Below are 26483 nucleotides of genomic sequence, written 5' to 3'. Positions count from 1 at the left end.
CGTGAGCGATCCGAGACCCTCGTGGCATGAGTATTTCATGTCGATTACCGAGCTTGTTGCCCAGCGTTCGACCTGTACGCGGCGATATGTCGGGGCAATTCTCGTTCGGGACAAGCATATCATTGCTACGGGTTACAACGGCGCCCCGACCAGAATCAGCCATTGCCTTGATGTGGGATGTCTGCGCGAGGAGCGAGGCATTCCTTCCGGCCAGCGCCACGAGTTGTGCCGGGGGCTGCATGCCGAACAGAACGCCATTATCCAGGCGGCAATCCACGGGACAAGTATTGCCGGGTCTACTCTCTACTGCACGAACATGCCCTGCTCAATCTGCAGCAAGATGATCATCAACTCAAAGATTACCGAGGTGTATTACCGGGAAGGGTATGCGGATGAGTTGTCAGCGGCCCTGATGGCTGAGGCCGGCATTCCGCTTCATCAAATCGGCTGATTCCGGCAGGTTTCTTTTTTTTAACAAATCAAGGAGTTATGGGAGATGAAGTGCCCTTATTGCGGTCATCTTGAGAATCGGGTTGTTGATTCCAGGCTCAACAAGGAATATACCATTACCCGCCGCCGCCGTTCCTGTGAATCCTGTGAGAGGCGTTTTACAACCTACGAGCGACTTGAAGTGACTATGCCCATGCTGGTCAAGAAGGATGGGCGGCGAGAATCCTGGGACAGGCAGAAGGTTGTTTCAGGTCTGAAAAAGGCCTGTGAAAAGAGGCCGGTCAGCATGTCCCAGATTGAGGAGTTTGTTGATTCCCTGGAGATCAAGCTCCAGGATATGGGGGAGCGGGAGATTCCGGTCAAGATGGTTGGCGAGATGGTTATGGCCGGGCTGCAGAATCTCGATGAAGTGGCGTATGTTCGATTTGCTTCAGTTTACCGGCAGTTCAAGGACCTCAACGAGTTCATGAACGAACTCAAATCAATGCTGGACTCTGGAAAGAAATAACCGGCTCTATGATGTCATCCGTTGACCGGGACCGCCGGTTTATGAAACTCGCCCTGATTGAAGCCCGAAAGGGGCTTGGCAGAACCTCTCCCAATCCGGTGGTTGGTGCCGTGGTGGTCCGGGATGATCAGGTGGTGGCCAAAGGGTATCACCGGCGGGCCGGTGCGCCGCATGCCGAGGCAGAAGCCTTGAGCAAAGCCGGAGCGGCGGCCAGGGGGGGTACGGTATACGTAACTCTGGAACCCTGCAATCACCATGGGCGTACCCCGCCCTGCACCGAGAAAATCATCGAGTGTGGCATCCGTCGGGTGGTCGTCGGTATGAGAGACCCGAACCCCCTTGTCGCTGGAGGTGGTAATGATTATCTTGCGGGCCGGGGAATTGAAGTCGTCTCCGGAGTTCTTGAGGAGGACTGTCTGGCTCTGAACAAACCCTTTCTGAAGCATGTTCAAACCGGGCTTCCCTGGGTAACCATGAAAGCAGGGGTCTCGATTGACGGTAGAATTGCCGCCCGAACCGGTCACAGTCAGTGGATCAGCGGCGAGAGTGCACGCCGCAGGGTCCATCGGCTCCGGGATATGTATGATGCCATCCTGGTTGGCTCGGGCACCGTCCTTGCCGATAACCCGTCGTTGACCACCCGGCTTCCTTTCGGAAAGGGGCGGGACCCGTTGCGGGTGGTGCTGGACAGTAATCTGAGGACGCCGCCCGATGCGGTGCTGTTGACTCAGAAATCCGACGCCCGAACCTGGATTTTCTGTCGGGATGGGGCTGATGCCGGAAAAAAGAAGTGCCTTGAAGCGGCAGGCGCCGTGGTCAGGCAAGTCAAAACCGATGGCGATGGTTTTCTGGCCCTCCCCGATATTCTTCTGGAACTGGGCAGACAGAATGTGAACAGCCTCCTGGTGGAGGGAGGCGGCAGGGTCCATGCCTCTTTTTTAAAGCAGCGTCTCTATGATCAGGCCTGCCTCTTTGTGGCGCCGCTTTTTATCGGTTCCGAAGGGTTGCCGGTGGTCGGCGCACTTGGCCTTGATACCGTCGACCAAGGGGTGCGCTTTACGACCACGCGGGTCAGGAGGCTGGGAGAAGATGTCATGATTGAGGGGCTTTTTTAAGCGATTAATGAGGGATCTGCAATGTTCACCGGAATCATTCAGGGCAAGGGCAAAGTTTTTGAAAAGAAACCGTCCGGCGGGGGTATGGTATTCGGATTGGAAGCCGATTTCGATCTTTCTGATCCTGAAGAAGGCGAATCAATCGCCGTGAACGGGGTCTGTCTGACCGCAAGGAACATCAGCGGCAGACGGTTTCTGGCCGATGTCTCCCCGGAAAGCCTGAAGAGAACGAATCTTGGCCGGATTGGGGTTGGCGGCTCCGTCAATCTGGAGAGGGCGTTACGACTCTCCGACCGGTTGGGCGGGCATCTGGTGAGTGGCCATGTCGATTCGCCGGCGAAGGTAGTTTCCCGAAAGCCCCTGGGCGAGTATGTTCTTTTTTCATTTGAAGTTCCCCTGGGACTCGGGCGTTACATGATCGAAAAGGGATCGATCACCATCGACGGCATCAGCCTGACGGTGAACGAGTGCGACGATCAGGTTTTTTCCGTTTCGATTATCCCGCATACCCTGCAGGTCACAACTTTGGGTGATCTCGGGAAGGGGGATGTGGTCAATATTGAAGTGGATCTGATCGGTAAATATGTGGAAAAACTTCTCTCCGTGAAGCCGCAAGGCGGGGCTGGGCAGGGGTCGAAAATCAACGAGGCCTTTCTGGCGGAACACGGTTTCATAAAGTAATGGTGACAGGAAATGACGGTTAACAGTATCGAAGAGGCAATTGAAGACATCCGATCCGGAAAAATGATCATTCTGGTGGATGATGAAGATCGGGAAAATGAAGGTGATTTGTGCATGGCCGCCCAGATGGTGACGCCTGAAGCGGTCAATTTCATGGCCACCCACGGGCGGGGGCTGATCTGCCTCACCCTGGTTCCGGAGCAGATCGAGAAACTGCAGCTCCCGATGATGGTCAAGGACAACAAGTCTCCCTTTGAGACCGCGTTCACGGTCAGTATCGAGGCGCGACATGGGGTGACCACCGGTATCTCTGCCGCCGACCGTTCGCATACCATCCAGACCGCGGTCAGGCTGGATGTGAAGGCTGAGGACATTGTCAGCCCGGGCCATATTTTCCCGTTACGGGCGAGAAGGGGCGGCGTTCTCGTTCGAACCGGGCAGACCGAGGGCTCCGTTGATCTTTCCAGGCTCGCCGGGCTCAGGCCCTCCGGCGTGATCTGTGAGATCATGAATGAGGACGGCACCATGTCCCGGATGCCTGATCTCAAGAAATTCGCGAAAAAGCACGGCCTGAAGATCGCAACCATCGCAGATCTTGTCGCCTATCGGCTGCGTGAAGACACCCTGGTGCACCGGGCTGCCGACACCAGGCTGCCGACCAAATACGGCGGTGAGTTCCGGGCCATTGTCTACACCAATGATGTGGACAATTACGAACATCTCGCGCTGGTCAAAGGAAATATCAGTCCGGAGGACGAGGTCATGGTCAGGGTTCACTCGGAGTGTCTGACCGGGGACGTCTTCGGTTCAATGCGCTGCGACTGCGGAAGCCAGCTGCATGCAGCGATGAAGATGGTTGAGAATGAAGGCAAGGGGGTGATCCTCTATATGCATCAGGAAGGCAGGGGGATCGGCCTGGTCAATAAGCTGAAGGCCTATGCCCTGCAGGACGAGGGAATGGATACCGTGGAGGCCAACAAGAAGCTCGGCTTCAAGGCGGATCTGCGTGATTACGGGATCGGGGCCCAGATCCTTCGTGATCTCGGGATCAGGAAGATGAAGCTGATCACCAACAATCCCAAAAAGATTGTGGGACTTGAAGGGTACGGCCTCAAAGTGACAGGTCGACTGGCGATCGAGATCGAACCGGATTCGGAAAACCGTAAATATCTGCAGTGCAAGAAAGACAAACTCGGGCACATGCTTGACCTCCTGCCGAACACTTTTGAACCTTGACAAAATGGGCAGAAAACACGCTTTACTTGCGGTGGGTCTGAATCAGCTGACAAAGAGATAATTTTCTGATATTATTACGGAAACTTGATTTTTATCCACATTGTAAATACCGTCGGGATTTTTCCTGACGGTGGTGAACATGGGAACAGGAGAACGACATGGCAAAATATATTGATGGGGATCTCAAGGCCGACGGAAAAAAATTCGGCATTGTGGTCTCCCGGTTTAATTCATTTATCGCAGAAAAACTTCTTGATGGCGCGCTCGACACCCTGCGCAGGTCAGGAGCGGCCGATGACGACATCGAGGTGGCAAGGGTTCCCGGAGCCTATGAAATTCCGCTGGTGGCCCAAAAGATGGCCCGATCCGGGCGGTATGATGCGATTATCTGTCTCGGGGCGGTGATCCGTGGGGCGACTCCCCATTTTGATTTCGTTGCCAATGAGGCTGCCAAGGGAATTGCCCAGGTCAGTCTGGAAAGCGGTATTCCGGTAATGTTCGGGGTTCTGACCACCGATACCATCGAGCAGGCCATCGAACGGGCCGGCTCCAAGGCTGGAAACAAGGGTTCCGACTGTGCGATAGCAGCCGTTGAGATGATCAACCTGCTGTCCCGGTTCTGATCAATTGCCGATGAGCGTGCCAATTCGCCGCAAGGCCAGGGAGCTGGCCCTGCAGGTTCTTTACCAGTCAGAGACTACCGGCCTTCAGGAAGATGCGGCGCTTCTGTCCGTCCTGGGGAATTTCCAGTCGGATAAAAAGGCTGTTTCATACGCCAGAGTCCTTCTCGAAGGGATTTCCGCAAACCGGGAAGCAATCGATGAACTCATTCAGGGCCAGTCTGAGAACTGGCGCATGGAACGGATGGCCACGGTCGACCGGAATATCCTGCGCATTGCCGTGTATGAACTGAGCGAGAAACCGGACATTCCCGCCTCGGTGGTGATCAACGAGGCGATTGAAGTGGCCGGCCGGTTCAGTTCTGAAGACGCCTTTTCATTTATCAACGGGATTCTTGACGGGGTGATGAAAAAACTGGGCAGGGAAGAGCGACCGGGCAGATGATCTTCTGCCCTTCGGGCGGCCCATTTTGCTCCATAGGTTCCCGGTTTTTTTTGGAGAGTGGTCTCTTTAGCGGAATACGAATACTATGGTCAACGGGAAGAGTCAGCGGGAAAGGCCTGAAATACTGCAGGAACTGGTTTCTGTGCTCGGTATTTTTCTCGCCATTTTTATCCTGATCTGTCTGGCCGGATACTCACTGCCGGATGGCTCCGTTCAAATTCAACCAGTCCTCTGGGGCGGCAAGTTCGGTCATTTCTTCGCCAGGATCATGATGGGTTTTCTCGGTTTCAGCTCGTTCTGGCTGCCGATCCTGATCTTCTCCTTTTCCCTGTTGTTTTTTTCGCCGAACGTTACCTTTCAGCGACTACCCTATATCTGTGCGGGCTGTACCGGTATTCTGATTGCGAGCAGCGGTCTCTTATCTGCGTCCGGCGCCCACACCTTCACCCTCTTCGGGCACCTGTATCCCGCCGGCGGCTATATCGGCAACCTGTTCTATTCATTCCTCGGGGTCTATTTCGGCAAACCCGGGGCGGTTCTCTTCTTTGCCACCGTGCTGATTGTCTCGCTGATGGGCGCGGTCGAGTTTTCACCTTATCTCTGGGCTCTCAACCTGGTTGATGCGGTGAGGCGGCTGGTCATGATCATCCGGGAGAAGAAATCCGCGTTTAGTGAAAAGAGTGACGGGCCGTCAATCCCCAAACCGTTCTCCCGACCGGTGGTTTCCCTGCCTCCCCCTGAGCCTGAGGCAGACCGGGAGTTGGTGATCTCTGTTCCCAATGTCAATCAGTCGGTGCGACTTACCGAAGACGATGATGCTGATTTTGCCACCCTGCCGGTGGCCGCCGGTGCATATAAATTGCCGGGGGTGAATCTTCTCGATAAATCGTCGGTCGGCGACTTTATGGCCGACCGGGAGCATTACCTTGAGGTCAGCCGACGGCTGGAAGCGAAACTCAGTGATTTCGGGGTGTCCGGCAAGGTGTCGGGGATCTCGCCGGGGCCGGTGATTACCACCTATGAATTTGAACCGGCTCCCGGGGTCAAGATCACCAGGGTGGTTTCTCTGGCGGATGATCTGGCTCTTGGCCTGAAAGCGGAAAGTGTGCGAATCGTCGGTTCCATTCCCGGCAAGGCGGCGCTGGGCATCGAGATCCCCAATCCGGAACGGCAGATTGTCTTTGTCCGTGATATTCTGGCCAGCGAGGAGTTTCAGAATGCCGCCTCCAAACTGACCCTGGGGCTCGGGATGGACGTGATCGGCAACCCGGTCATGGCAAATCTTGCCAAGATGCCGCATCTGCTGATTGCCGGGGCCACCGGTGCCGGGAAAAGTGTTGCGGTCAACACCATTATCTGCAGCATGCTGATGAAGGCGACCCCGGAGGATGTCCGTTTCCTGATGGTCGATCCGAAAAGGATCGAACTGTCCTGTTACGAAGGAATCCCGCACCTTCTCCATCCGGTGGTGGTTGATCCCAAACTGGCCAGCCGCGCCCTGCAATGGGCGGTCAAGGAGATGGAGCGGCGATATCAGCTGATGGAGGAAAAGAGGGTCAAGAGCATTCACAGCTATAATGAGGTTACCGAGGAGGGTCGCCTGCCGCTGATCGTGATCATCATCGATGAGCTGGCCGACCTGATGATGGTTTCCTCCCGCGAGGTCGAGGATTCCGTGGCGAGACTCGCCCAGATGGCCAGAGCGGCCGGGATGCATCTGATCCTCGCCACCCAGAGGCCTTCGGTGGACGTGCTCACCGGGCTGATCAAGGCCAATTTCCCGACCCGGATGTCGTTCAAGGTGTCATCCAAGATCGACTCCCGAACCATTCTTGATTCGAGTGGCGCGGAGCACCTGCTCGGCGCCGGCGACATGCTGTTCCTGCCCCCGGGCAGCGCCCGGCTGCAGAGAATTCACGGGGCCTATATCTCCGAGAAGGAGATCGAGAACATCGTCAGCTTTATCAAGAAGCAGCGGGGTGCCTCCTATGAAGAATCGGTGGTCCGGATTGCCGATGAAAGTTCAGGCGATGATGATCTCGCCGATGACGCATTCGATGAAAAATATGACGAGGCCGTGGCCATTGTCTGCGAAACGGGGCAGGCATCCATCTCCATGATCCAGAGACGGTTGCGGGTCGGGTATAACCGGGCCGCCAGAATGATCGAGACCATGGAAAAGGAAGGGGTCGTCGGCCCCGCCGATGGCTCCCGGCCGAGAGAAGTTCTTGCCAGGCAATCATACTGATTCTTCTGGTCACCGGGCAAAAAGTCTGTACACCTCTGGTTTTTTACAGTAAATAGTAGCGGTTCTTATTGTTTGCAGTCCGATTGTGGATCAGTTCTTTTTCTTCTTCAAACAACAATGCCTCCGATCAAAATAGTTTTAAAGACCAAGAAAGGCGAAGTAATCAAAGGGACCACCAGCGATTTTTCTCCGGCCAATTCCACTTTTCATTTTATTCCACTGGGTCTGGAAAAGAGTTCGAAGAGCCTGGAGATTGTTACCAATAACCTGAAAGCCATCTTCTTCGTGAAGGATTTTGACGGACACGCCTATCGGGATGGATACAATCATTCCAAAATCGAGCCAAAGGCGGGAGAAAGACTGGTTACGGTCAAATTCAACGATGGTGAGGTCACAAACGGAATTGTTCGGGGTTTTCATCTGAACCGGCCGGGGTTCTTCATGACCCCGACCGATCCGAAGTCAAATAACGAGCGAATTTACGTTATCCTCTCCGATCTTGATGGACTGGTGATCGACGGCAAGGAACTTCCTGTTAAAGAGATGCGGTTGCTTCGCAATAACTGCCCGGCCTGTAATGCCCCTCTTGAGTTCAACTGGCGCTACTGCCCTTACGACGGGACCAGACTTAAATCTTAGGAGCAGTCCCTGTCCTGGCTTCGAAACTTCTGCATTCTTCCGCTCACCCTGAGCCTGTCCAAGGGTTGGTGTGTCAAGCTGCCGGAGAGTCGGTGTCTGAAATTGAGAGGTATCGGGTTTTCGGTTAAAGTTGTTCCCCTACTTGTCAATCCTTTTTTAATGACTACTTTGTAAATTGCTGTGCAGGTGTGGTAAGTTCCGAATCTTAAGGGGGGAATATTTCAGGTTCACTGATATTCTGTCGAATTCAATTCCGGGAGGTAGAAGAATTGTACCAGCAGTTAACGGCAAAACAGGTTGATATGTCCAAGGTGAGGACCATTGTCTACCATCTTCCCGATGGTCAGGCCATTGCCCTGTCCATTGAGAACATGGAAGAATATATGGATTTCAGCCTTGGCGATATTTGCGATACTTCCGATATCGATGGCGTCGTCCACTATTTTCCAAGGGGTAACGCCTGAGAGAATATCCGGCGCAGAGCGAAAAAAATGATCGGACACGTTTTCATTGAAGACGTGTCCTTTTTTTATCTTATTTTGTAGAGTTGTTTTTAACGGCTGCCGGCCGGAGAATGCCCCCAGGATTTACCACATTCTCAAGTTGGTATTGACCTGGGCCGGTTACGATCGATTCCCATTCCTTGAACCTTGAACCTCGAACACATGATCATTAACCTCAAAAGCGATTCCCATATCCACACCAGCCTGTGCGGTCATGCCTTCGGCACCATGGAGGAATTTGTCCGGGCCGGAATTGCTGCAGGATTGACCGAGATGTTCTTTCTTGAGCATCTGGAGATCGGGATCAACTATTTCGAGAAAACCTGGTTGAGCGAAGAGGATTTCGATGAGTATTTTCGGGAGGGGAGGCGGTTGCGGGAGAAATTCGCAGACCGGATCCGGATCGGGCTGGGTGTGGAGGTCGGGTATAACCCGGACGAGAAGCAGGCGATACTAAACGTTCTCGCCGCCCGGAATTTTGACCGGGTGGCTGTTTCGTACCACTTCATGAAGGCTGGTGACCGCCATTTGAACCTGGTCAGCCGGAAGCATGACAATATCGAAGGTCTGGGTCGGCTCGGGGTCGCAAAAGTTCTGACCGCCTATTTTGAAACTCTACAGGAGGCGATCGGAACAGTCCCGGCCGAGATGGTCTGCCATCTTGATGCGGCCATGCGCTATCATCCGGAAATAAAGCTCGAAGCGAGTCATCATCGGCAGATTGAAAAGATCCTGGATCTGATGGCAAAAAAGGGGGTTGCCCTGGAAGTAAATTTCTCGGGCTGCAGGATGCGGGGGGTGGTTTTCCCCGAGCCCGAAATCATCCGAAAAGCGGTGAAAAAGGGAATCACGCTGCTGGCCGGGTCAGATGCGCACGTTCCGGAACATGTGGGACAATTTATCGGTTTCCCATAGAAAAAAGATGCCTCCAGGGCATCCAAGAGTATTTCGTTCGTTGTCTTTTATCCTGATTCCTTAACTCCCAACTCCTAACTCCTAACTCCCAACTCCTGTCTCCTGACTTCTGACTCCCGGCTTCTGATTTCTTCCTCCCCTTTTACTCTTGAAACATAAATCACAGTAATTTGATGGTCAGGGGCACCGCGTACAGTTTGTTCGAAATTCTCCGGGTGGAACCGAGGTCCCATTCTCCACACTTCGCTTTTCCGCCCAACAGTTCGTTGATCTTTTTCACGACCCCGGCGACATTGATGATCGGGTGCCGTGAGAACACCTCAGGCAGACCGTAGGTGACATTGCAGGCCAGACATTTATCGGGTCTTTCGGAAAGGTTCAGAGAGAATTCCAGGGTGTTGGTCTCCGCGGAGTGGCCGTTGAAACCAAGGGCGATGTCGTAAACCCCTTCGTCAACATCGCCATACAGGGCTTCAAAGAATTCATCGGCCCGCTCGCTCGGAAAGAGTTCTTGCAATATGTCAGCGGTAAATAAGTCGTTGAAATTGATCCCCATGTCTTGCCCCCTCTTCGAAAAAAAAATCCCCCAAAACATTTTTTTTTAACGGGAAACAAACTACACAACTCTCCAAAGAGCGTCAATCCAAATTCAGGAAACATATTCATTATCTTGTTATTTTCGTTAGGTATTTCCAGCTCATCCGTGAGTCCGGGAAGGTGTTGAGTATCAGTATTTTTCACGTAATTTGTAGGGATATTCCTACACAATACGTGGAGTGTCCCCGTATTGACAAAACAAAATACAAATGATAGGTAGGCAATTCAGCGGAAAAGTTAGGTGCTACAATGTGGTGTCTGGCGTGGCGGATGGTGTGGTTCCTGTTCGGTGAATGTATTTCTTCTAATAATTTCAAGTTGTTATCTCAAAATTTTTGGGAGTGTGCTGCAATACATATTAAATGCGTCCGGGTGGATTTGTTTTTCGGACATTTTTTTGGCTCAATCGGGCCTGTCAGGGTGTCGTCCTCATGATGAAGAAAAAACACATGCAGAGAGTTATGAATAAAACAATCCTGTTTCTCGCAATCATCGTTGCGCATGGTATTCATACCGGTCAGGCAAATGCGTACTTTCTGGACTCCCCGCACAATGAGTCAAACGGAATCGAGTGTTATCATTGCCATACCAATCCGGCAATGGACTGGCCCGGCCTGGTGGATCCTGCCGATCCCACCAATCCGGACAAGACAAGCTATAACGCCGTTTGTAATAATTGCCATGGGACGCCAGCGGAAATTAACAATTTTCCCTCCCGGTATCTTGCGGCGCCGGAAGCGAAACTTCATGCAAGCTCTACAACCTCAGAGTCGCATGGTATCTGGTCAACCCAGTGTGTTGACTGTCATGACCCTCATTTCCAAGGGCAACTGGATTTTGAATCTGTAGATTCCGGCAAGCTCTATGTGGGCATGGGTGTATTTGTTTCCCAGTCGACCCCGTCAGGCAGCAACACGACAATTTCAATATATCTTTTTACTGGAAACCCAGGGTTTACGGATTTAGCTCTCTGGAATGCCAAGGGAGGTGAGACCGGCAGCCCGAATGTTGATAAAACACAAGCTGCTGACGGAACCCGTGGTCTCCTGGTGGTCCCGAACATTGCCAATCCCACGGAGACCTTCGAGGTTATCGATGTCACCGACAATGTCATGACGGTCAAAGGATCTATGACCGGCGACCTGTTGGGCAACGTCTGGGGCGTTATCTACGGTCAGTCGATCCGGTCCTTCATGCCTGATGCCCACGGCAACGGCTATCGTGATCTCAAATTCTTCAACCCGACCCCCTTCCCAAACACCTACGGTGGCCCGGTTGATAATACTCCGGGAGCGACCATCCCGCTTGGCCTCTGCCAGATCTGTCACAACACCACCAATAACTGGAATACAGACGGCACCGGCAATACCCATCATGCTACCGAGAACTGCTTCACCTGCCATACCTCTGCAGGCGGTTTTTCGGTTCCCGATCCATGCCCATCGGAGTACTTCCCGCCGATTTCTCCATCATCTACAGTATTTTCCGACAACCGGGTGTCAATCTCCTGGACCGATGCGATGGTTGGGGAGAATGGCTACCGGGTTGAACGAAAAGCCGAGAGTTGTATAGCAAACAGTGTAGGTTTCGAGCATCTCGTTACCCGATACGGGCATGATGATTTTGCTGCCGGCAATGATCAGTACGCCTGGATCCAGGGGGTCAGTGTGATGGACCCCGATCAGTCAAAAATAATAGTTCCGCCAGATTCTACGCCGGCTTACGCTTCCGACTCCACCACCATGAATAGTGGTTCCGCTGAAATCACCTGGGAAAACGGTGCTGTCAAAATGCATACCATTGCCAATTACAAGAACGATACAGGCTGGAACAACGCGTATCTTGATATGGCAAAACCAGCGGAAGTTCTGGGAGACGGTGATTTCGACATCCAGGTGGACTTTGAATTGCCGAGCGGCACCATTGACCCTGCCCCGACCCAGCCGGTGTTTTACGCCCGGCTCTGGGTAGAATTCCCGACCACCGGAGGCTTCAATCGGGTTCTTGTGAATCGTATGGATGGAATGTACAGGGGAGTAACCTGGATAAACGGGGCCTCTGAAGTGGTCGATTTTCCGATCACCGAAACCCCCGGCATCCCTGCTTCCGGGAAATTGAGAGTCGTTCGTAATGAGAGCAGGTTGTCCGCATATTTCTGGGATGGCAGCGCCTGGCACCTGCTTGTCGAGAGCACCATGACCCTGAGTTCTGATCTTGCGCCGACCTGGGTCCGATTGGCCCATTACGCGCGACGTAATGAGCCGGCCGGGCAGGAGATCACGACGGTTTTTGATAATTTCAGGATCATTACCCCTGAATCTTCCGTACTGAAGATTTACGATACCGGGCTTGCTACCGGAACCGATTACTGCTACCGGGTTTATCCGTTCAAGAATGATACTTGCAACGAATGGGCAAATCATGGCCTAAACATCGACCTGCAAACACTCCCCGCTTGTCCGGACAGCGACAGTGACGGTGTCTGCGATTCTCTTGATAACTGCCCGACGGTTGTCAATTCCTATCAGACCAATAGCGACGCAGATGGTTTGGGCGATGCCTGTGACAACTGTCCCGCAGTCGACAACCTCGACCAGGCTGATGCCAATTGTGACGGAATTGGGGATGCATGCAGCGCTTCAATGACATCTGCGCCGACAGATTTATCAGCCACAGTCCTTCCCGGCAGCAGTGTATCGATCTCCTGGACCGACGCGATGGTCGGAGAGGATGGATACCGGGTTGAGCGAAAAGACGGGACCTGTGCGTCAAGTAATCCATATATCGATGTTGATGAAATTTCCTATGTCTATGATGATTTTGCCACAACCATCGATCAATCCACCTGGGACCAGCTTCTCGGGGTTGGCGGGGTCTGGAATACATTCCCTCTGCCGGCAACGTATACCGTACCCAGTGGCTCTGCCGAGATTACCTGGGAAAACGGGGCGGTCAAACTCCATTCCGTCGCCACTCCTGTGTTGGATGGACAATTCAGCGAAGCACACCTTCAGGCGGACGATCCCGCAGGGCTTCTGGGAACCGGTAATTTTGACATCCAGGTCGAGTACTCTCTGCCCGGAAACAATGTTGTTACCGATGGGCAATATGCAGTATACGCCCGTCTCTGGGTCGCATTTCCGAATACCGCAGGAGGATACGACCAGATTATTGTGGATCGGCAGACCAGCGGTTATTTGGTTTATGTCCAGATCAACGGGGTCACGGAATCCAAGTATCAGGCAACAACCGATCTCTCCGGAACTTTGCGGATCGTTCGCAATAACAGAAAATTATCCGGCTATGTCCGGAATGGCAACGGGTGGGGTCTCTTTTATGAGCACAGCCAGCCTCTGGCTGGTGATGTCGCTCCCGCCCATCTCAGATTTTCGCATCACGCCTATCGTAACGATCCGAACGGGCAGGAAATCACGACCCTGTTTGATAATTTCAGGATCAACCCGGCAGAGTCGCTGTCTTCGGAGGTGATCGACAACCATAATCTTATGGAAGACACCGATTACTGTTACCGGGTCTATCCGTTCACATATGATACCTGTACCGCCATGGAGAATCTCAGCTCCGAGGTTGATCTGAGAACTCCCTGTTTCGCCGACAGTGACAACGACGGGGTCTGCGATTCTGTCGACAACTGTCCGAACGTTGCCAACCCCGGCCAGGAGACTGCAGACGGTGATGGTGACGGGGTGCCGGACGTCTGCGATAATGCTCCGAATGTCGCCAACCCCGGTCAGGAAGATTACGACGGTGATGGCGTAGGCGATGTCTCCGACAACTCGCCGTATGTTTTTAACCCCGGCCAGGAAGACGGAGACCTTGATGGTGTGGGTGATGTTTCCGACAACTGCCCGCTGGTTGCCAATGGCCCTGCCGAAGAATCTTTAATCGGAGTCGGCAATCAGGCAGATGAAGATTGTGACGGGTCTGGGGATGCATGCAGTGGCGAACCCGTATACTTCCCGCCGACATTTCTTTCCTCAACCGATATTACCGATACCACGGCAACGATCTCCTGGACCGATGCGATGACCGGAGAGAGCGGCTACCGGGTGGAAAGAAAAGTGGGGGTCTGTTCTCCGGACAGTTCCGATTTCGAACTGGTTCAAACAATTTTCGAGCAGGATGATTTTTCCAATGGTATTGATCCGTCGGTCTGGATCCAGGGGGTCAAGGTGTTGGATGCCACGAAAAAGATCCCGACCGACCCTCTGCCGGCAAAGGTTTCCGACGAAGATGGCTCCAACAGTGGTTCCGCCGAGATCACCTGGGAGAATGGTGCGGTCAGGTTTCATACCGTTGCCAATGATGTTGGTGATACAGGTTATAACTTCGCATACCTTGATGCGAAGGATCCCGCTGGACTTCTGGGTACCGGTGATTTTGACATCCGGATAGATTACTCAGTACCCGACGTAATTCCCAATCCAAACCAATATCTGGTTTACGCCCGTCTCCACGTACAATTCCCGGCAACCACTGGAGGTGGAAACCAAATATGGGTGGAGCGGGTGAACGGAGCCTATGTAACAGCGATTTATATCGACGGAGAAGTGCAATACGGCACCCTGCCGACCACCGAACTCTCCGGAACCCTGAGAATCGTCCGGAATGGCGGGATGTTGTCCGGATACGTTGAGAACAGCAGCGGGTCTTATCTCCTTCGCCAGCACATCGCAGAACTCACTGCTGCTTCTCCGAATCTGATCAGAGCGGCTCATTACGCCAGGCGTAATGATTCGGCCGGACAGGAGATAGAGGTTGAATTTGATAATTTCAGGATCAATTCCAATATGTCGGCCGAAAAGGAGTTCACCGACACCACACTCGCTCCCGGAACTGAATACTGTTACCGGGTCTACCCGTTCAAAACCGGCACCTGTAACTGGGCGAACCACAGTGCGGAACCCGTCGATCTGGTAACGTTACCAAATTTCCCGCCGGTGGCATATTCACAATCAATCCGTGCTATGCAGGATACAGCGCTCCAAATAATCCTTACCGGCTCTGATCCGGATTCCGATCCGTTTACCTTTGAAATTATCACCGGTCCCGAACACGGTACTCTTTCCGGCACACCACCCGATCTTACTTACCAGCCGAATCCCGGCTTTACCGGCATCGATATATTCTACTTCAAGGTCAATGACCCATATGTCGGTTCATCCGTGGTCCCGGTCGCGATCCTTGTCGATACCGAAGGCGATCCCAACTGTACGGCGAATGCTCTGGTTCTCGCTAACCAAGAGGTCCTGGCAAACGAAAAGGTCCATATCCTGGCCAAAAATTCAATGGTCGTCGGCCCCAATTATGTGGTCGGGTCAGGCGGCCGGGTGACCCTTGGTGCGCCGAAAGTAACCCTCATGCCGGGTTTCAGCGCACAAGAGGGCAGTAATGTCAGGATCACCTCCGACAGCAATTACGCTCCCATCGCCTTTGAAGATAATATCTTTGTCACCGAGGGCGAAAATGTAACTTTTGATGTTCTGCAGAACGACGATGAACTGGATTGCGATCCGATGACCGCAGTGCTAAAGAGTAAGCCGGACCACGGCATTCTCAGAGATCTCAATGGAGTCGAGATCAATATCGGCGATGAATTCACCACCTTTATCTATACTCATGACAGCAGCGAAACAACCCATGATCGTTTTGTTTACTCTGCCAAGGACAATAAAGGAGAGGCGTCGGAACCGATCACCGCTTTCATCACCATCACTCCGGCAAATGATCCGCCGCTGGCCAATAACGATTACCTGACCATCGATATCAATACCTCCAAAACGATCTCCGTTCTCGGTAATGATATCGATACCGATTACGGTGATGTCCTGACCATCACCTCAGTGAGTGCCGCGGGCAGTGGGGTTCAGCCGGTCAACAACGGAACCTCGATCACTTATACCCCGAATTACAATTTCCAGGGTGAGGACATTTTTACCTACACCATCGAAGATTCCGCCGGCCAGAGTTCCACCGCCACCGTAACGGTCAAGGTTTTAGATGCTCCCCAGTGCCTCCCCGACAGCCCACTCGTTCTTCATGACCAGGCGATCTCCGGCGATGGGGTTCCCGCCACCCTTGAAGTGGATATCACCTATCGAAAAGCTATTGAAGTCGGTCCTGCCTATACGGTCACTCCGAGCGCATCGATCAGGCTGAATTCCAATAGGATTTCCTTGAAGCCTGGATTCAGCGCCAGGGAGGGAAGCACGGTGAGCCTTGTCGCCTCGCCATGGGCGGACCTGAACGCCCAGCCCGTGGCCGAAGACGATTACTACACTGTCAATGAGGGTGAGGCCCTTACCGCCGATGTGACATTAAACGACCGGGATCTGGAATGCGATCCGCTGACCGCAGTGCTGGTGAGTCAGCCAAGTCACGGCACTCTCCAGGATCTCAACGGGGGCATCAATATCGGCGGCATTTTCACCAGCTTCACCTATCAGCATGACGGCAGCGAAACAACCCGCGACTCTTTCACCTATCAGGCGAAAGATGCGGAGCTGTCCGGGGTCGTAACGGTCTACATTACCGTAAATCCGGTGAACGACCCGCCGGTGGTGAACGACGATATCTACTATATTTATTCCTACAACCCCAAGGTCCTCGATGTCCTCGCCAATGACTACGACGCTGATCCGGGAGATGTCCTGAGGATCATTGATGTCTCGCAGCCCGGGAACGGCAATGGAGGATCAACGATTTTCACCGACACTATCGTCACCTACACACCACCGGACGGTTTGATCGGGATGGAGAGTTTTACTTACACGGTAGAGGATGCGGGCGGTGTGCGCGCCACCGTAACGGTTTATATCGGCAACACCCCGCCGGTGGCCTTTTCGCAGAGTGTCGAGACCGATGAGTTCCAGCCGATCCAGATCGTCCTGACCGGTGAGGATTACGATCATGATCAGCTGACCTTTGAGCTGACCAGTTATCCGGAGCGTGGGAAAATAGAGCAGTCAGGGCCGTTTATCACCTATTCACCGAAGGTTGTGCCGAGTGGCGAGGTGAGCTTTACCTTTACGGTCAATGACGGGATGTATACCTATCCTTCTCCTCCGGCTCAGGGGGTTGAGGTAAAGGTTACCGTCAATCCTGTTCCGAAGAAATGGACTGATGTCTACGAGCATGACGACTTGGGCAGAATTAAAAGTAAATCGTTAACCATCGGTCCGGCCAATTAACGGATACTGGAAGGATATTTAAAATGATACGTATGTCTCAGCATAGAAATGGGAAGGAGTTCTCAATGCGAATTAGGACCATAATAACGATATTCTCACTTTTTTTGTTCGTAGGTGTTTTTGATGGGCAGAGACAGTCGTTAGCTGCATCACCGATAAGTCGAACTGGAGATGGGACAACAATTACAAGAGCGAAAACTCCCGCTGGAACTTGTCTCGCTGCGGACAAACTTAGCTGGGCTTCTGTCCCGATCTCAATTTCTAATCCAGGAGGGGCTCCTGTTGATGCAACTGTTGAGACTATTGAGGTTTATGCGGATTTGTGGTTTGCGTCTAAATCAATGGAGCCGATAATAAAGATAGCTAACTCGTTGGATGGACAGGAGTTGGATCAGCAAGTAACAATCTACAATCAAAAAGTCACACCTAAAATCGGAGATGTGGGCTGGTGGTGGAAAGATCCAGAGTACTTGGGGGATTTTTTCACTATACGTGCGGATCAACCGCAAGTTATTACTCAATTTTCCGGGCAGCCTGTAAATCAAGTTTGGGAATTTCGAGTTGCTAATCAATGTAACCCTGTTTCAGGTGGTGATACATCGTGGAGCTATTCCTGGGGTATCAACATAAATTATGTGAGAAATGCTCCATCTACACCGACAGGGCTTATTGCCACAACCGGACCAGCTAGCAATGAGATAAGCCTCGTATGGAACCCAAGCACAGGTCGCGATACTGTCACTGGCTATAATATCTATTACAGGGAAAAAGATACCGGGTCTTTCACAAAGGTAAATTCTAATAATGTTATGTTTCAAACTGCGACTTCTGCAATCGTTTCAGGGCTTGAATATGACACCTATTATGATTTTAAGGTGACGGCCCATTATAGTGACGGTTACCAAAGTGGGTATTCAGATCCTGCTATGGCTTATTCCGGTGCGGTACCTGATCAGGATGTTATTGAAGAGACTCTTCAGGGTGATGACACGACAGATACTTTAGGTTTCTGTCAAGATCCCAGTCTGGTTGGCAATCCAATCAAGATCACCAATGGCAACAAGTTTGAAAGTCATCAGGACCTTCGGTTTATCACTCCAAACAAAAAAGGCTTCACCTTCAGTCGTTATTACAACAGCCGTTCCGAGCAGGAAGGATCATTGGGATATGGATGGACCCATAACTACTCAATCTCAATTGAACCTTATAATCTCAATGGTGTTGATCTCCGAAAGATTATTGATCCAACTGGGCGGAGTATTTTCTTTGAGAAAGAGAAGGGAAGTACAATCTTGTGGACCGGTGCTTTCGGTGAAAAAACTCATGTTAAGGAAGAAAGTGGTGGTCTCACCTGGTACTGGCCTGATGGATCAAGATATCATTTTGCGAGTACAGGGGAGTTGCTTTGGATTGAGGATGCGGTCGGTAACCTGCAGACTTTGAACTATGTTGGAGGTAACCTTGAAAGCGTAACTGATGTTGCCAGCGACCGAACGGTGTCTTTCATCTATATAGGCAACCGGCTGGACCATATTTCCGGTCCGGAAACCGAGAATGTCCCGACGGGTGTCTGGGTAACCTATGGCTATACCAATGACAACCTCACCTCAGTGACCTATGCGGATGGTTCCGGTTTCAATTATGAATATACCGATGCCGATCCACATAACCTCACGGCCAAAAAAGACAAGCTGAACCATGTCCTGGCCACCTGGGGATATAACGGCGATGATCGTGCAGTCAGCAGTGCCACCCGCGACGGCAAGGGGGTGATCATTGATTATAATGAATACAATTTTGCCGATGCATCAGGGCTTATCAGAGTTACAGATGCATATGATGTCACCAGAACCTATACAATCAGTGAGGAAGGTGGCTTCTTCCCGAGAGTCTCTCATATCGATGGAACTGCCTGCGAGTCATGTTCAGGCAATGTTCCTGTTCATTATGAGTACGACGAAGATATGAATATCACTGAAAAGTGGTATCTGAACGGCAAGAAGGACATCTATTCAGGCTTCAATGCCTGGGGAAGTCCCGGGCAGGTGGAGTTGAATGTCGTTGGTGGCGCGGCGGAACGTACAATCCATTACCAATACCATCCGAACATCAATGAAGTCACCCGTAAATGGGAAACCAGTGTCATTCCCGGCGCCGGAATCAAGGAAACAATTTACAATTTCAACCATCCGACAACAGGAGCACTCACCAACCTGGTCTATAAGATCACCGAAAAAGGCTACACCAGAGATGTGAACGGCAATATTGTAGCCCATGAAGAACGGATCACCGTCTTCACCTACGATGAGGATGCAAACGGTAAGGGATTGGTGAAAACTATCGACGGCCCCCTGCCGGATACCGCAGACACCACGATCTACACTTATAATCCGGTTACCGGCGACCTGCTCAGTATTGACCATCCACTTCCGGTGGGAGCACAGACCCAGTTCCCGCAGGCCGGGTATGATCTGGCCGGTAACCCGCGCACAATGATCGATATCAACGGCCAGTCCACCACCTACACCTATGACGGTCGCAACCGGCTCCTCACCACTGCTATCAACGGAATTTCAACTGCCCGCAGCTTCAATACCGCAGGCGATCTTCACACCGAAACCGACAGCGGCGGCCGGGTCCTCACCTACAGCTACGACCCGACTTACGGCAGGCTTGAAAAGATCACCGATATGGAGGGCAATTACCTCTCCTACAGTTACGATGCCAAAGGTAACCGCACCATCGATTCCGCCTATGATAAAGACGATCTGATGACCCGCTGGCAGAGGTTTGAATACCAGAGTCCCGGTAAACTCTGGAAGATCATCAACCATAACGATGAGGCGATTGAAAAGGTAACCAGGTTCGATTACGACTACCTGGCCAATACCAAAACGGTGACCGATGCCCGGAACAGGGTTACAGACTATTATTACGATCACTTCGACCGTATGGCCCGAATCAACCAGCATACCCAAACCGGCGATGTGCTTACCGATTACACCTACGACATCCAGGGGAATCCCTATGATGTCACCGACGGTGTCAACAAGGTAACTATCTATGAACACGATGATCTGGGCCGTGTCCTGTCCGTCGATTCTCCCGATTCCGGCAAGACCACCTACACCTATGACATGGCCAACAACACGAAAACCGTCAAATACCCCGGTTCTGTGCCAATTGTCGTCACCTATACCTACGACGCCATTTACAGGCTTACCGGTATCGTATTTGACAATCCGGCGGAGAATATCTCTTTCACCTATGATCTTGGGCTTAACGGCAAGGGGCGCCTTACCTCGGTCATCGACTCCTCCGGCACCACCGTCTACACCTATAATGACCTCGGCCAACTGGATCTGGAAGAGAGAACCAATACCGGCATCCCCATAGCCGGTGTCGATTACCAGTATGACCCGGTCAGTTACGATCTTTCCGGTATCGTCTACCCGAGCGGGATGAACGTTACCTACGGGCGGGATATCAATGGCCGAGTCTCTTCAATCTCCGCCGGTGGTTCGCCGGTGCTCCAGAACATCACCTTCATGCCGTTCGGCCCGGTGGAAGATTACGAGATCGGTCCTGCTGATCCCGCTATCCTCAAAGTCGACCGGACTTTTAACGACAGATATCAGTTGCGAGGGATCACTGCCGGAAGCGTTCTTGATTACCAGTATGAATACTATGATGACACCAGCGTCCGGAAGATCACCGGCAAGCCGACTCCGACCACCATCAACCTCGGTGCAACAGACACCTATCTGCTTTCCGCTACCGGCAAGATAGAGAAAAGCGAAGGCTTCGGCAGCCAGGATGGCGGCTATCAGGGTATCATCGACGATATTGACTTTATCTTCACCTATACCGACGACAACCGGCTGGAGACGGCTTCTAAAACGGTCAAAAAATGGGAGAACCTGTTAGAAGATCAGGTCGTCCAAGCCCAGTATGAATATGATGCCTCCGGCAGAAGGGTGACCAAAACTGTCGATGGGGTGACCACCGTTTTCCATTACGATATGTTCAATAACCTGATCGCTGAAACCGATAGCGTTGGCACTCCGCTCCGGGATTATATCTATCTCGGCAGCGAGCCGGTGGCGATGATTGTTTATGGTGGTTTGCAGGCCGGAACTTACTATTTTATTAACGATCATCTCGGGACCCCGCAGCAGTTGGTGAACGGGGCGGGAGAGGTTGTCTGGGCGGCGGCCTATCTGCCGTTTGGTGAGGCGCAGGTTTATAATGAGGGTGTGGTGAATAATTTGCGGTTTCCCGGCCAATATTACGATGCTGAAACGGGACTGCATTATAATTGGAATCGGTATTATGATCCCAAGACTGGGCGGTATATAACGGCTGATCCGATTGGGTTGGAAGGTGGGATTAATTTGTATGGCTACGTCGGTGGGAATCCGATGAATGCAGTGGATCCGATGGGGTTGCTTTTTGGTGACCGCATTAATGCAGAAGCCATTATGGGCCTCAATGGAACTGTAAAGTTTAGTTTTGGGGGTATTAAAGCGACAGCCAAGGCAGACTTCGGTTCCTCTCACTATCCTTTGGGTGGAGAGGAGTATGTTTCTCAGGGAGGAAAATTGTCATTAAAACCTGGTCCAATAACTATTGGGATTGGAGCAGAGCGAAAAAGCGCTGGACATCCATATCCATCAAAACGTGATTTCTTTAATAGGCCAATACCTGGCACTGGTAATTCTGTGCAAGATATTTTGGATGGTAAAAGTTGGGATTTATTACTTGGTATAAAAAAAGGTAATTGGGCTCTTACAAAAGTCAGTCTTGAGCTTGTACTTCTCTTAGGAGTAAAACTTGAAATTGACTTTAGTAAAGATTTGGAAAATCTATTGGGTTGGTTGGAAGACAATGTTCCCCCACCTTGTGAAGATTAACGCTTTATATGAAGAATTTTCATGGATAAAATCAAAAAATTTTTTTCCAGCTCTCCAACTTGGGTCGTTTTTTGCGCGATGATTTTCCCATTGATAATTGGGGAGTTAATACCATTTGGGACTTCATTATTTTTCTGCATAATGTTTGGTTGGATTTTTCTTTTAGGGATTGTCCTTCAAAATAAGGTCGAGGCTTTCTTGAAAAAATCTACAACGTTATTGAAAATCTGTTTCTCACTGAGTGTGATATATATCATTTTTCTTGAAACTGTTTGGGAATTTAATCCCCCTTCATATTTTCTGGTTTTTCACATGGTTGTAATGTTTTGTATTGTTTATCAGGTTTATTTTGTTGCCAGGTCTTTGGTTGTTGCTGAGGCGAGACAGTTATTAGACTTTGATCGTTATATTGGCACAATGTTACTAATTTGGTTTTTCCCTATTGGAATTTGGTTTGTACATCCAAGAATTCGCAATGTTTTACAATAATTACACATCGTCGGCCCGGCTGGGGACAAAACGGAACGAAACCGGGACAGCAGCGTAGGTTGGGTTGGCAAACCCAACAATAATGGGGGCTGATCAACACGTAATTGCCAATGAAACTGATTACGAACAATAAAACGAAATGTTTGGATTGTTTGATGTCGAATAAATTGAATTGGTTGCATGCGAAAAACTTTGTTTTTGTCGGGTTGGATAACCCGACCTACGCAATAATCGGTTTGGGGTGATTGGGAATTGCTTTGATTTGTCGGGTTACGCTTCGCTTCAACCCGACCTACGTTTGTGGGTAATGATGATCGATGAATTATCGGCGGGCGCGGGTTGGGGGCGGGACCTATTTTTTCACCGTGGTGACGTTTAAACGGCAACCGATTTTATGTGAAACCGATTCGGTGCAACTTGTAAAAAACGTCTTTCGGCATGTGATGGAAAAACATCCGTTTACTGTGGATGCGATGGTTCTTCTGCCGGATCATATGCATTGCATGTGGACATTGCCCAACGATGACCACGATTTCTCCACCCGCTGGCGACTGATTAAAGCTGAGTTGAGCAGCTTGCCTGCTCGTACGAAACTTATACCCGAAGGGTGAAAAGCCGGTTTACAAGACAATTTAACGGATCGAAATTAACCCCGTCAAAAGCAAGGAGCAACAAGAAAGAACAAACCGTCTGGCAGCGCCGGTTCTGGGAACACCTGATCCGCGATGAAAACGATTACAAAAAGCATGTTGAATACATCCATTACAACCCGGTGAAACATGGCTATGTAACGGCGCCGAAAGATTGGCCCAATTCAACCTTTCACCGCTTTGTAAAAGAAGGTTTATACCCCAAAGATTGGGGAGCAGCAGAAAAGTTAATATTTGAAAACACCAATTGGGAATAAACAATAAAATATTGGGTTAATCCACGTATCCCTGCGTAGGTTGGGTTGAAGAATGTAACCCAACGATGGTTTTGGGTTCAAAAACCCAACAAAGAAATATTCAAAAGAATTGGAGATCACAAATTGTGATGTTCGGTGGTGATATAAATGGGCGCCCTGATCCCGATCGAAAACATCACCGGCAAGATCTACTTCCTGAGAGGGAAGAAGGTGATGCTGGATAAGGACCTCGCAGAACTGTACGGGGTTGAGGTGAGAACCCTCAAACAGGCTGTTCGAAGAAACATTGAGCGGTTCCCTGAAGACTTTATGTTTGAACTCACCAAAGATGAGTTCGAATCTCTAAGATCACAATTTGTGATCTTAGAAGGTAAGGGAAAATATTCCAAATATCTCCCATTTGCCTTTACCGAACAGGGAGTTGCCATGCTCTCCAGTGTTTTACGAAGCGAACGGGCAATACAGGTCAACATCGAGATCATGCGGGCGTTTACCAAACTCCGTGAAATGCTTGCCGGGCATAAGGAACTGAAAAAGAAACTTGAAGAGATGGAATCGAAGTACGACAAACAGTTCGGAATTGTGTTCGAGGCGATCCGGCAATTGCTTGAAGCAGATAGTAAACCAAAAAGAAAGATCGGATTTTAATAATAATTTCAGTTGGTTGCGTTTTAATGTCACAAATTGTGACCTTAAGTTGAGAAGTAACAAATAAACATCAGGAGTATTGGTGCTATGAAAAAAACAACTCTCATTATATCGATGTTGCTGATGGCATGGTGCCTGTCAAACACAGCACACGCCGTCACTGACGAGGTCGAATACGTCTACGACGACCTGAACCGGATCAGCAAAGTCATCTATGGTGACCCGGCACTGGCAAAAGCGGAAATCAACTATCAGCACGATATGGTCAACAACCGACTGGTCGAATACGCCGACACCGACGGCGACGGCGCCCCCGACGACGTTGATCCCGACCTGAATTAAATAAACGGAGCCAAACCCGGTCAGGGAGCAGATCTCTATATCTGTCTTCCGGATAAAAAAAATAAAAAATAAAATTCAATAGCAACAAACACCAAGGAGAAAAAGATGAAAAATAAAGTAATGATAACCCTTGCCACCGCCTTGATGATCTTCGGCCTAGTTTCCATCACCCACGCCGCCACTTTCGACGTAACAGTTGACGGCGCTGTCCTCACCGGCACCGAAGGCATAAAAAACGACCAGGGCCACCTGATCACCGTCCCCACCGGCGCAATTATCATGTGGTCCAATACTCAAGGCCCCATCCCTGTTGGCTGGGGCCTATGTGATGGTAGTACATACGGCACCATCACGACCCCAAATCTGGTAGATAAGTTCATACTCGGTGGAAAAGATGGAACGACTCGCCCCGTAGATTCAGAAGGCGGTAGCCATTATTTGCCTGATCACATTCATACAGGTGCTACAAACACTAATGGATCACACTTTCATACGTCAGGGGAAATGGGAGTTCCTAATGGAGTTGGCCAAGTAGAAGGGGATCCTCGATGGAAACTGGCCGCCGCTGGGACCACTGGAGATGGACCCCATTCGCATAATGTTACTGTTGGTTATGGATCAGCTCCGGCATCTACATCAATTATCCCAAAATACTACGCACTTGCTTACATCATGAAACTGTAAGCGATTTAAGTGTCTGAATGTAGCAAACCAAAGATGTTTCAATAATTGTGTATACGGGGTGGTTGATCTTGTGATTAACCACCTTTTTTTATCTCAAAAACTACTAACGAAACAATGGAGGAATAAATGGAGCAATCAACCAATAAAAGATAGGAAAGTTAAAGGGTATATTGGGGGAAGCATGAGGTCAGTCTTATAGCATTATATGCGCGAGAAAGCCCCTAGTGAAAAGATTTTCGGGAGCAGGAGTTTGTTTTTCTCCCCGTGCGAACGGAAAATAAAATCAACCAATTCATTATCTATATCAAACACGTGAAGGAGAAAAAGATGAAAAAAACAACTATTACAATCCTTGCCGTAATCCTGCTGATATTCGGAATTGCTGGAATTACAACTGCCGCCCAAATTGATGTAACAGTTGACGGGATCACCGTCACCGGCACCGAAGAAATAAGAAATGCCACCACCGGCAATTATCTCACCGTCCCGCCAGGTGTAATTGTCATGTGGTCCGGCACAACAGTGCCCGGCGGCTGGGCTTTGTGTGATGGCAGCGTTCATGGCTCTGTTACAACACCGAATTTGGTTGACCGCTTCATCCTCGGGGCTGATGGAACCACTGTTGCAATTGGGGCTGGTAATGCTACAGGTTCAACAGATAATACCAACCTGAACGAGACTCAGATACCATCACATACACATACTTATAAAAATTTAACAACTAGCGTTGGGAGTAGTGCAGGCTTTTGGGTACATGAAGCTCAAACTGGTACTTTGGGGGGTGTCCAGCCTACCGGAGCAGATGCAGGTGCCAACCATACTACGGACGGTGGATCTGGTGGAGGTCAAGGACACGATCATTTGATCACAAACAACAAGATAAAACACTACGCACTTGCTTACATCATGAAACTGTAAGCGATTTAAGTGTCTGAATGTAGAAAACTATAGATGTTTCAATAATTGTGAATATGGGGTGGTTGGTCTTGTGATCAACCACCTTTTTTTATCTCAAAAACCATTAACGAAACAATGGAGGGAGTAATGGAAAAATCAATCACTAAAAAGGAGGAAAGTATGAAGAGTATATTGGGGAAAGCATGGGGTCGCTCCTATAGCATTATATGCGCGAGAAAGCTCCCAATGAAAAGTTTTCCGGGGGCAGGATTGTATTTTGCTCCCTGTGCGAACGGAAAAATAAAATCAACCAATTCGTTGTCTATATCAAACACATGAAGGAGAAAAAGATGAAAAAAACAACTATTACAATAATTGCCGCATTGCTGCTGACATTCGGACTTTCTGGAAATACAACTGCCGCCCAAATTGATG

General features: G+C 50.5%; 19 protein-coding genes and 1 pseudogene. 19 read left to right on the top strand and 1 reads right to left on the bottom strand.

What is annotated here, in order from left to right:
- Position 1: 1 nt before the first annotated feature.
- The 11 genes from KKG35_01310 (at position 2) to KKG35_01260 (ending at position 9360) form a co-directional block, all read left to right on the top strand.
- Positions 2-451 (top strand): cytidine/deoxycytidylate deaminase family protein, encoded by a 450-nt coding sequence (locus KKG35_01310; GenBank protein ID MBU1736756.1) that lies wholly within the window; start codon positions 2-4, stop codon positions 449-451.
- A 45-nt stretch (positions 452-496) separates the two neighbouring features.
- Positions 497-958, top strand: a complete 462-nt coding sequence (nrdR, locus tag KKG35_01305; protein MBU1736755.1) for a transcriptional regulator NrdR — start codon at positions 497-499, stop codon at positions 956-958.
- 8 nt (positions 959-966) lie between these two features.
- Positions 967-2073: a bifunctional diaminohydroxyphosphoribosylaminopyrimidine deaminase/5-amino-6-(5-phosphoribosylamino)uracil reductase RibD gene (ribD, locus tag KKG35_01300; GenBank protein MBU1736754.1), complete on the top strand. Its 1107-nt coding sequence runs from the start codon at positions 967-969 to the stop codon at positions 2071-2073.
- Between the two features lie 21 nt (positions 2074-2094).
- Positions 2095-2754 (top strand): riboflavin synthase, encoded by a 660-nt coding sequence (locus tag KKG35_01295; GenBank protein MBU1736753.1) that lies wholly within the window; start codon positions 2095-2097, stop codon positions 2752-2754.
- 12 nt (positions 2755-2766) lie between these two features.
- A complete protein-coding gene (locus tag KKG35_01290) occupies positions 2767-3990 on the top strand; it encodes a bifunctional 3,4-dihydroxy-2-butanone-4-phosphate synthase/GTP cyclohydrolase II (protein MBU1736752.1) in 1224 nt (407 codons plus the stop codon).
- Positions 3991-4148: 158 nt separating this feature from the next.
- Positions 4149-4613: a 6,7-dimethyl-8-ribityllumazine synthase gene (gene ribE, locus KKG35_01285; protein MBU1736751.1), complete on the top strand. Its 465-nt coding sequence runs from the start codon at positions 4149-4151 to the stop codon at positions 4611-4613.
- Between the two features lie 10 nt (positions 4614-4623).
- A complete protein-coding gene (nusB, locus tag KKG35_01280) occupies positions 4624-5055 on the top strand; it encodes a transcription antitermination factor NusB (GenBank protein MBU1736750.1) in 432 nt (143 codons plus the stop codon).
- Positions 5056-5140: 85 nt separating this feature from the next.
- Positions 5141-7303, top strand: coding sequence for a DNA translocase FtsK 4TM domain-containing protein (locus KKG35_01275; GenBank protein MBU1736749.1), 2163 nt, complete (start codon positions 5141-5143; stop codon positions 7301-7303).
- 117 nt (positions 7304-7420) lie between these two features.
- Complete coding sequence (locus tag KKG35_01270; GenBank protein ID MBU1736748.1) at positions 7421-7942, top strand: zinc ribbon domain-containing protein; 522 nt, start codon at positions 7421-7423, stop codon at positions 7940-7942.
- A gap of 269 nt (positions 7943-8211) precedes the next feature.
- On the top strand, positions 8212-8406 hold the full coding sequence (locus tag KKG35_01265) for a hypothetical protein (protein ID MBU1736747.1): 195 nt from the start codon (positions 8212-8214) through the stop codon (positions 8404-8406).
- A 201-nt stretch (positions 8407-8607) separates the two neighbouring features.
- Positions 8608-9360 carry a histidinol-phosphatase HisJ family protein gene (locus tag KKG35_01260; protein MBU1736746.1) on the top strand — a complete coding sequence of 251 codons (753 nt, stop codon included), beginning with the start codon at positions 8608-8610 and terminating at the stop codon, positions 9358-9360.
- Positions 9361-9520: 160 nt separating this feature from the next.
- On the opposite strand, the gene KKG35_01255 is transcribed toward KKG35_01260, so the two are convergent.
- Complete coding sequence (locus KKG35_01255) at positions 9521-9916, bottom strand: pancreas/duodenum homeobox protein 1 (protein ID MBU1736745.1); 396 nt, start codon at positions 9914-9916, stop codon at positions 9521-9523.
- Between the two features lie 502 nt (positions 9917-10418).
- Between KKG35_01255 and KKG35_01250 the strand changes: the two genes are divergently transcribed.
- From KKG35_01250 to KKG35_01215, 8 genes and pseudogenes are all read left to right on the top strand, one after another.
- Positions 10419-17168, top strand: a complete 6750-nt coding sequence (locus KKG35_01250) for a tandem-95 repeat protein (protein ID MBU1736744.1) — start codon at positions 10419-10421, stop codon at positions 17166-17168.
- A gap of 65 nt (positions 17169-17233) precedes the next feature.
- Positions 17234-22081, top strand: a complete 4848-nt coding sequence (locus KKG35_01245) for an RHS domain-containing protein (protein MBU1736743.1) — start codon at positions 17234-17236, stop codon at positions 22079-22081.
- Between the two features lie 21 nt (positions 22082-22102).
- Positions 22103-22570, top strand: coding sequence for a hypothetical protein (locus tag KKG35_01240; GenBank protein ID MBU1736742.1), 468 nt, complete (start codon positions 22103-22105; stop codon positions 22568-22570).
- A gap of 317 nt (positions 22571-22887) precedes the next feature.
- Positions 22888-23477 (top strand): annotated as a pseudogene (locus KKG35_01235) (transposase).
- Positions 23478-23624: 147 nt separating this feature from the next.
- Positions 23625-24125: an ORF6N domain-containing protein gene (locus tag KKG35_01230; GenBank protein MBU1736741.1), complete on the top strand. Its 501-nt coding sequence runs from the start codon at positions 23625-23627 to the stop codon at positions 24123-24125.
- An 87-nt stretch (positions 24126-24212) separates the two neighbouring features.
- Positions 24213-24467 (top strand): hypothetical protein, encoded by a 255-nt coding sequence (locus tag KKG35_01225; protein MBU1736740.1) that lies wholly within the window; start codon positions 24213-24215, stop codon positions 24465-24467.
- A 105-nt stretch (positions 24468-24572) separates the two neighbouring features.
- Positions 24573-25151 (top strand): hypothetical protein, encoded by a 579-nt coding sequence (locus tag KKG35_01220; protein MBU1736739.1) that lies wholly within the window; start codon positions 24573-24575, stop codon positions 25149-25151.
- Positions 25152-25478: 327 nt separating this feature from the next.
- Positions 25479-26069: a phage tail protein gene (locus KKG35_01215; protein MBU1736738.1), complete on the top strand. Its 591-nt coding sequence runs from the start codon at positions 25479-25481 to the stop codon at positions 26067-26069.
- Positions 26070-26483 lie beyond the last annotated feature (414 nt).

The sequence above is a fragment of the Pseudomonadota bacterium genome (assembly GCA_018823285.1).
Lineage (GTDB): Bacteria > Desulfobacterota > Desulfobulbia > Desulfobulbales > JAGXFP01 > JAHJIQ01.
This window is presented reverse-complemented; position numbering and strand designations above follow the sequence as displayed.

Bases quoted from the DNA above. Each gene is read 5' to 3' on its own strand.
- nrdR (MBU1736755.1), top strand. From the start codon at position 497: ATGAAGTGCCCTTATTGCGGTCATCTTGAGAATCGGGTTGTTGATTCC.
- ribD (MBU1736754.1), top strand. From the start codon at position 967: ATGATGTCATCCGTTGACCGGGACCGCCGGTTTATGAAACTCGCCCTG.
- KKG35_01295 (MBU1736753.1), top strand. From the start codon at position 2,095: ATGTTCACCGGAATCATTCAGGGCAAGGGCAAAGTTTTTGAAAAGAAA.
- KKG35_01290 (MBU1736752.1), top strand. From the start codon at position 2,767: ATGACGGTTAACAGTATCGAAGAGGCAATTGAAGACATCCGATCCGGA.
- ribE (MBU1736751.1), top strand. From the start codon at position 4,149: ATGGCAAAATATATTGATGGGGATCTCAAGGCCGACGGAAAAAAATTC.
- nusB (MBU1736750.1), top strand. From the start codon at position 4,624: ATGAGCGTGCCAATTCGCCGCAAGGCCAGGGAGCTGGCCCTGCAGGTT.
- KKG35_01275 (MBU1736749.1), top strand. From the start codon at position 5,141: ATGGTCAACGGGAAGAGTCAGCGGGAAAGGCCTGAAATACTGCAGGAA.
- KKG35_01270 (MBU1736748.1), top strand. From the start codon at position 7,421: ATGCCTCCGATCAAAATAGTTTTAAAGACCAAGAAAGGCGAAGTAATC.
- KKG35_01260 (MBU1736746.1), top strand. From the start codon at position 8,608: ATGATCATTAACCTCAAAAGCGATTCCCATATCCACACCAGCCTGTGC.
- KKG35_01255 (MBU1736745.1), bottom strand. From the start codon at position 9,916: ATGGGGATCAATTTCAACGACTTATTTACCGCTGACATATTGCAAGAA.
- KKG35_01250 (MBU1736744.1), top strand. From the start codon at position 10,419: ATGAATAAAACAATCCTGTTTCTCGCAATCATCGTTGCGCATGGTATT.
- KKG35_01245 (MBU1736743.1), top strand. From the start codon at position 17,234: ATGCGAATTAGGACCATAATAACGATATTCTCACTTTTTTTGTTCGTA.
- KKG35_01240 (MBU1736742.1), top strand. From the start codon at position 22,103: ATGGATAAAATCAAAAAATTTTTTTCCAGCTCTCCAACTTGGGTCGTT.
- KKG35_01230 (MBU1736741.1), top strand. From the start codon at position 23,625: ATGGGCGCCCTGATCCCGATCGAAAACATCACCGGCAAGATCTACTTC.
- KKG35_01225 (MBU1736740.1), top strand. From the start codon at position 24,213: ATGAAAAAAACAACTCTCATTATATCGATGTTGCTGATGGCATGGTGC.
- KKG35_01220 (MBU1736739.1), top strand. From the start codon at position 24,573: ATGAAAAATAAAGTAATGATAACCCTTGCCACCGCCTTGATGATCTTC.
- KKG35_01215 (MBU1736738.1), top strand. From the start codon at position 25,479: ATGAAAAAAACAACTATTACAATCCTTGCCGTAATCCTGCTGATATTC.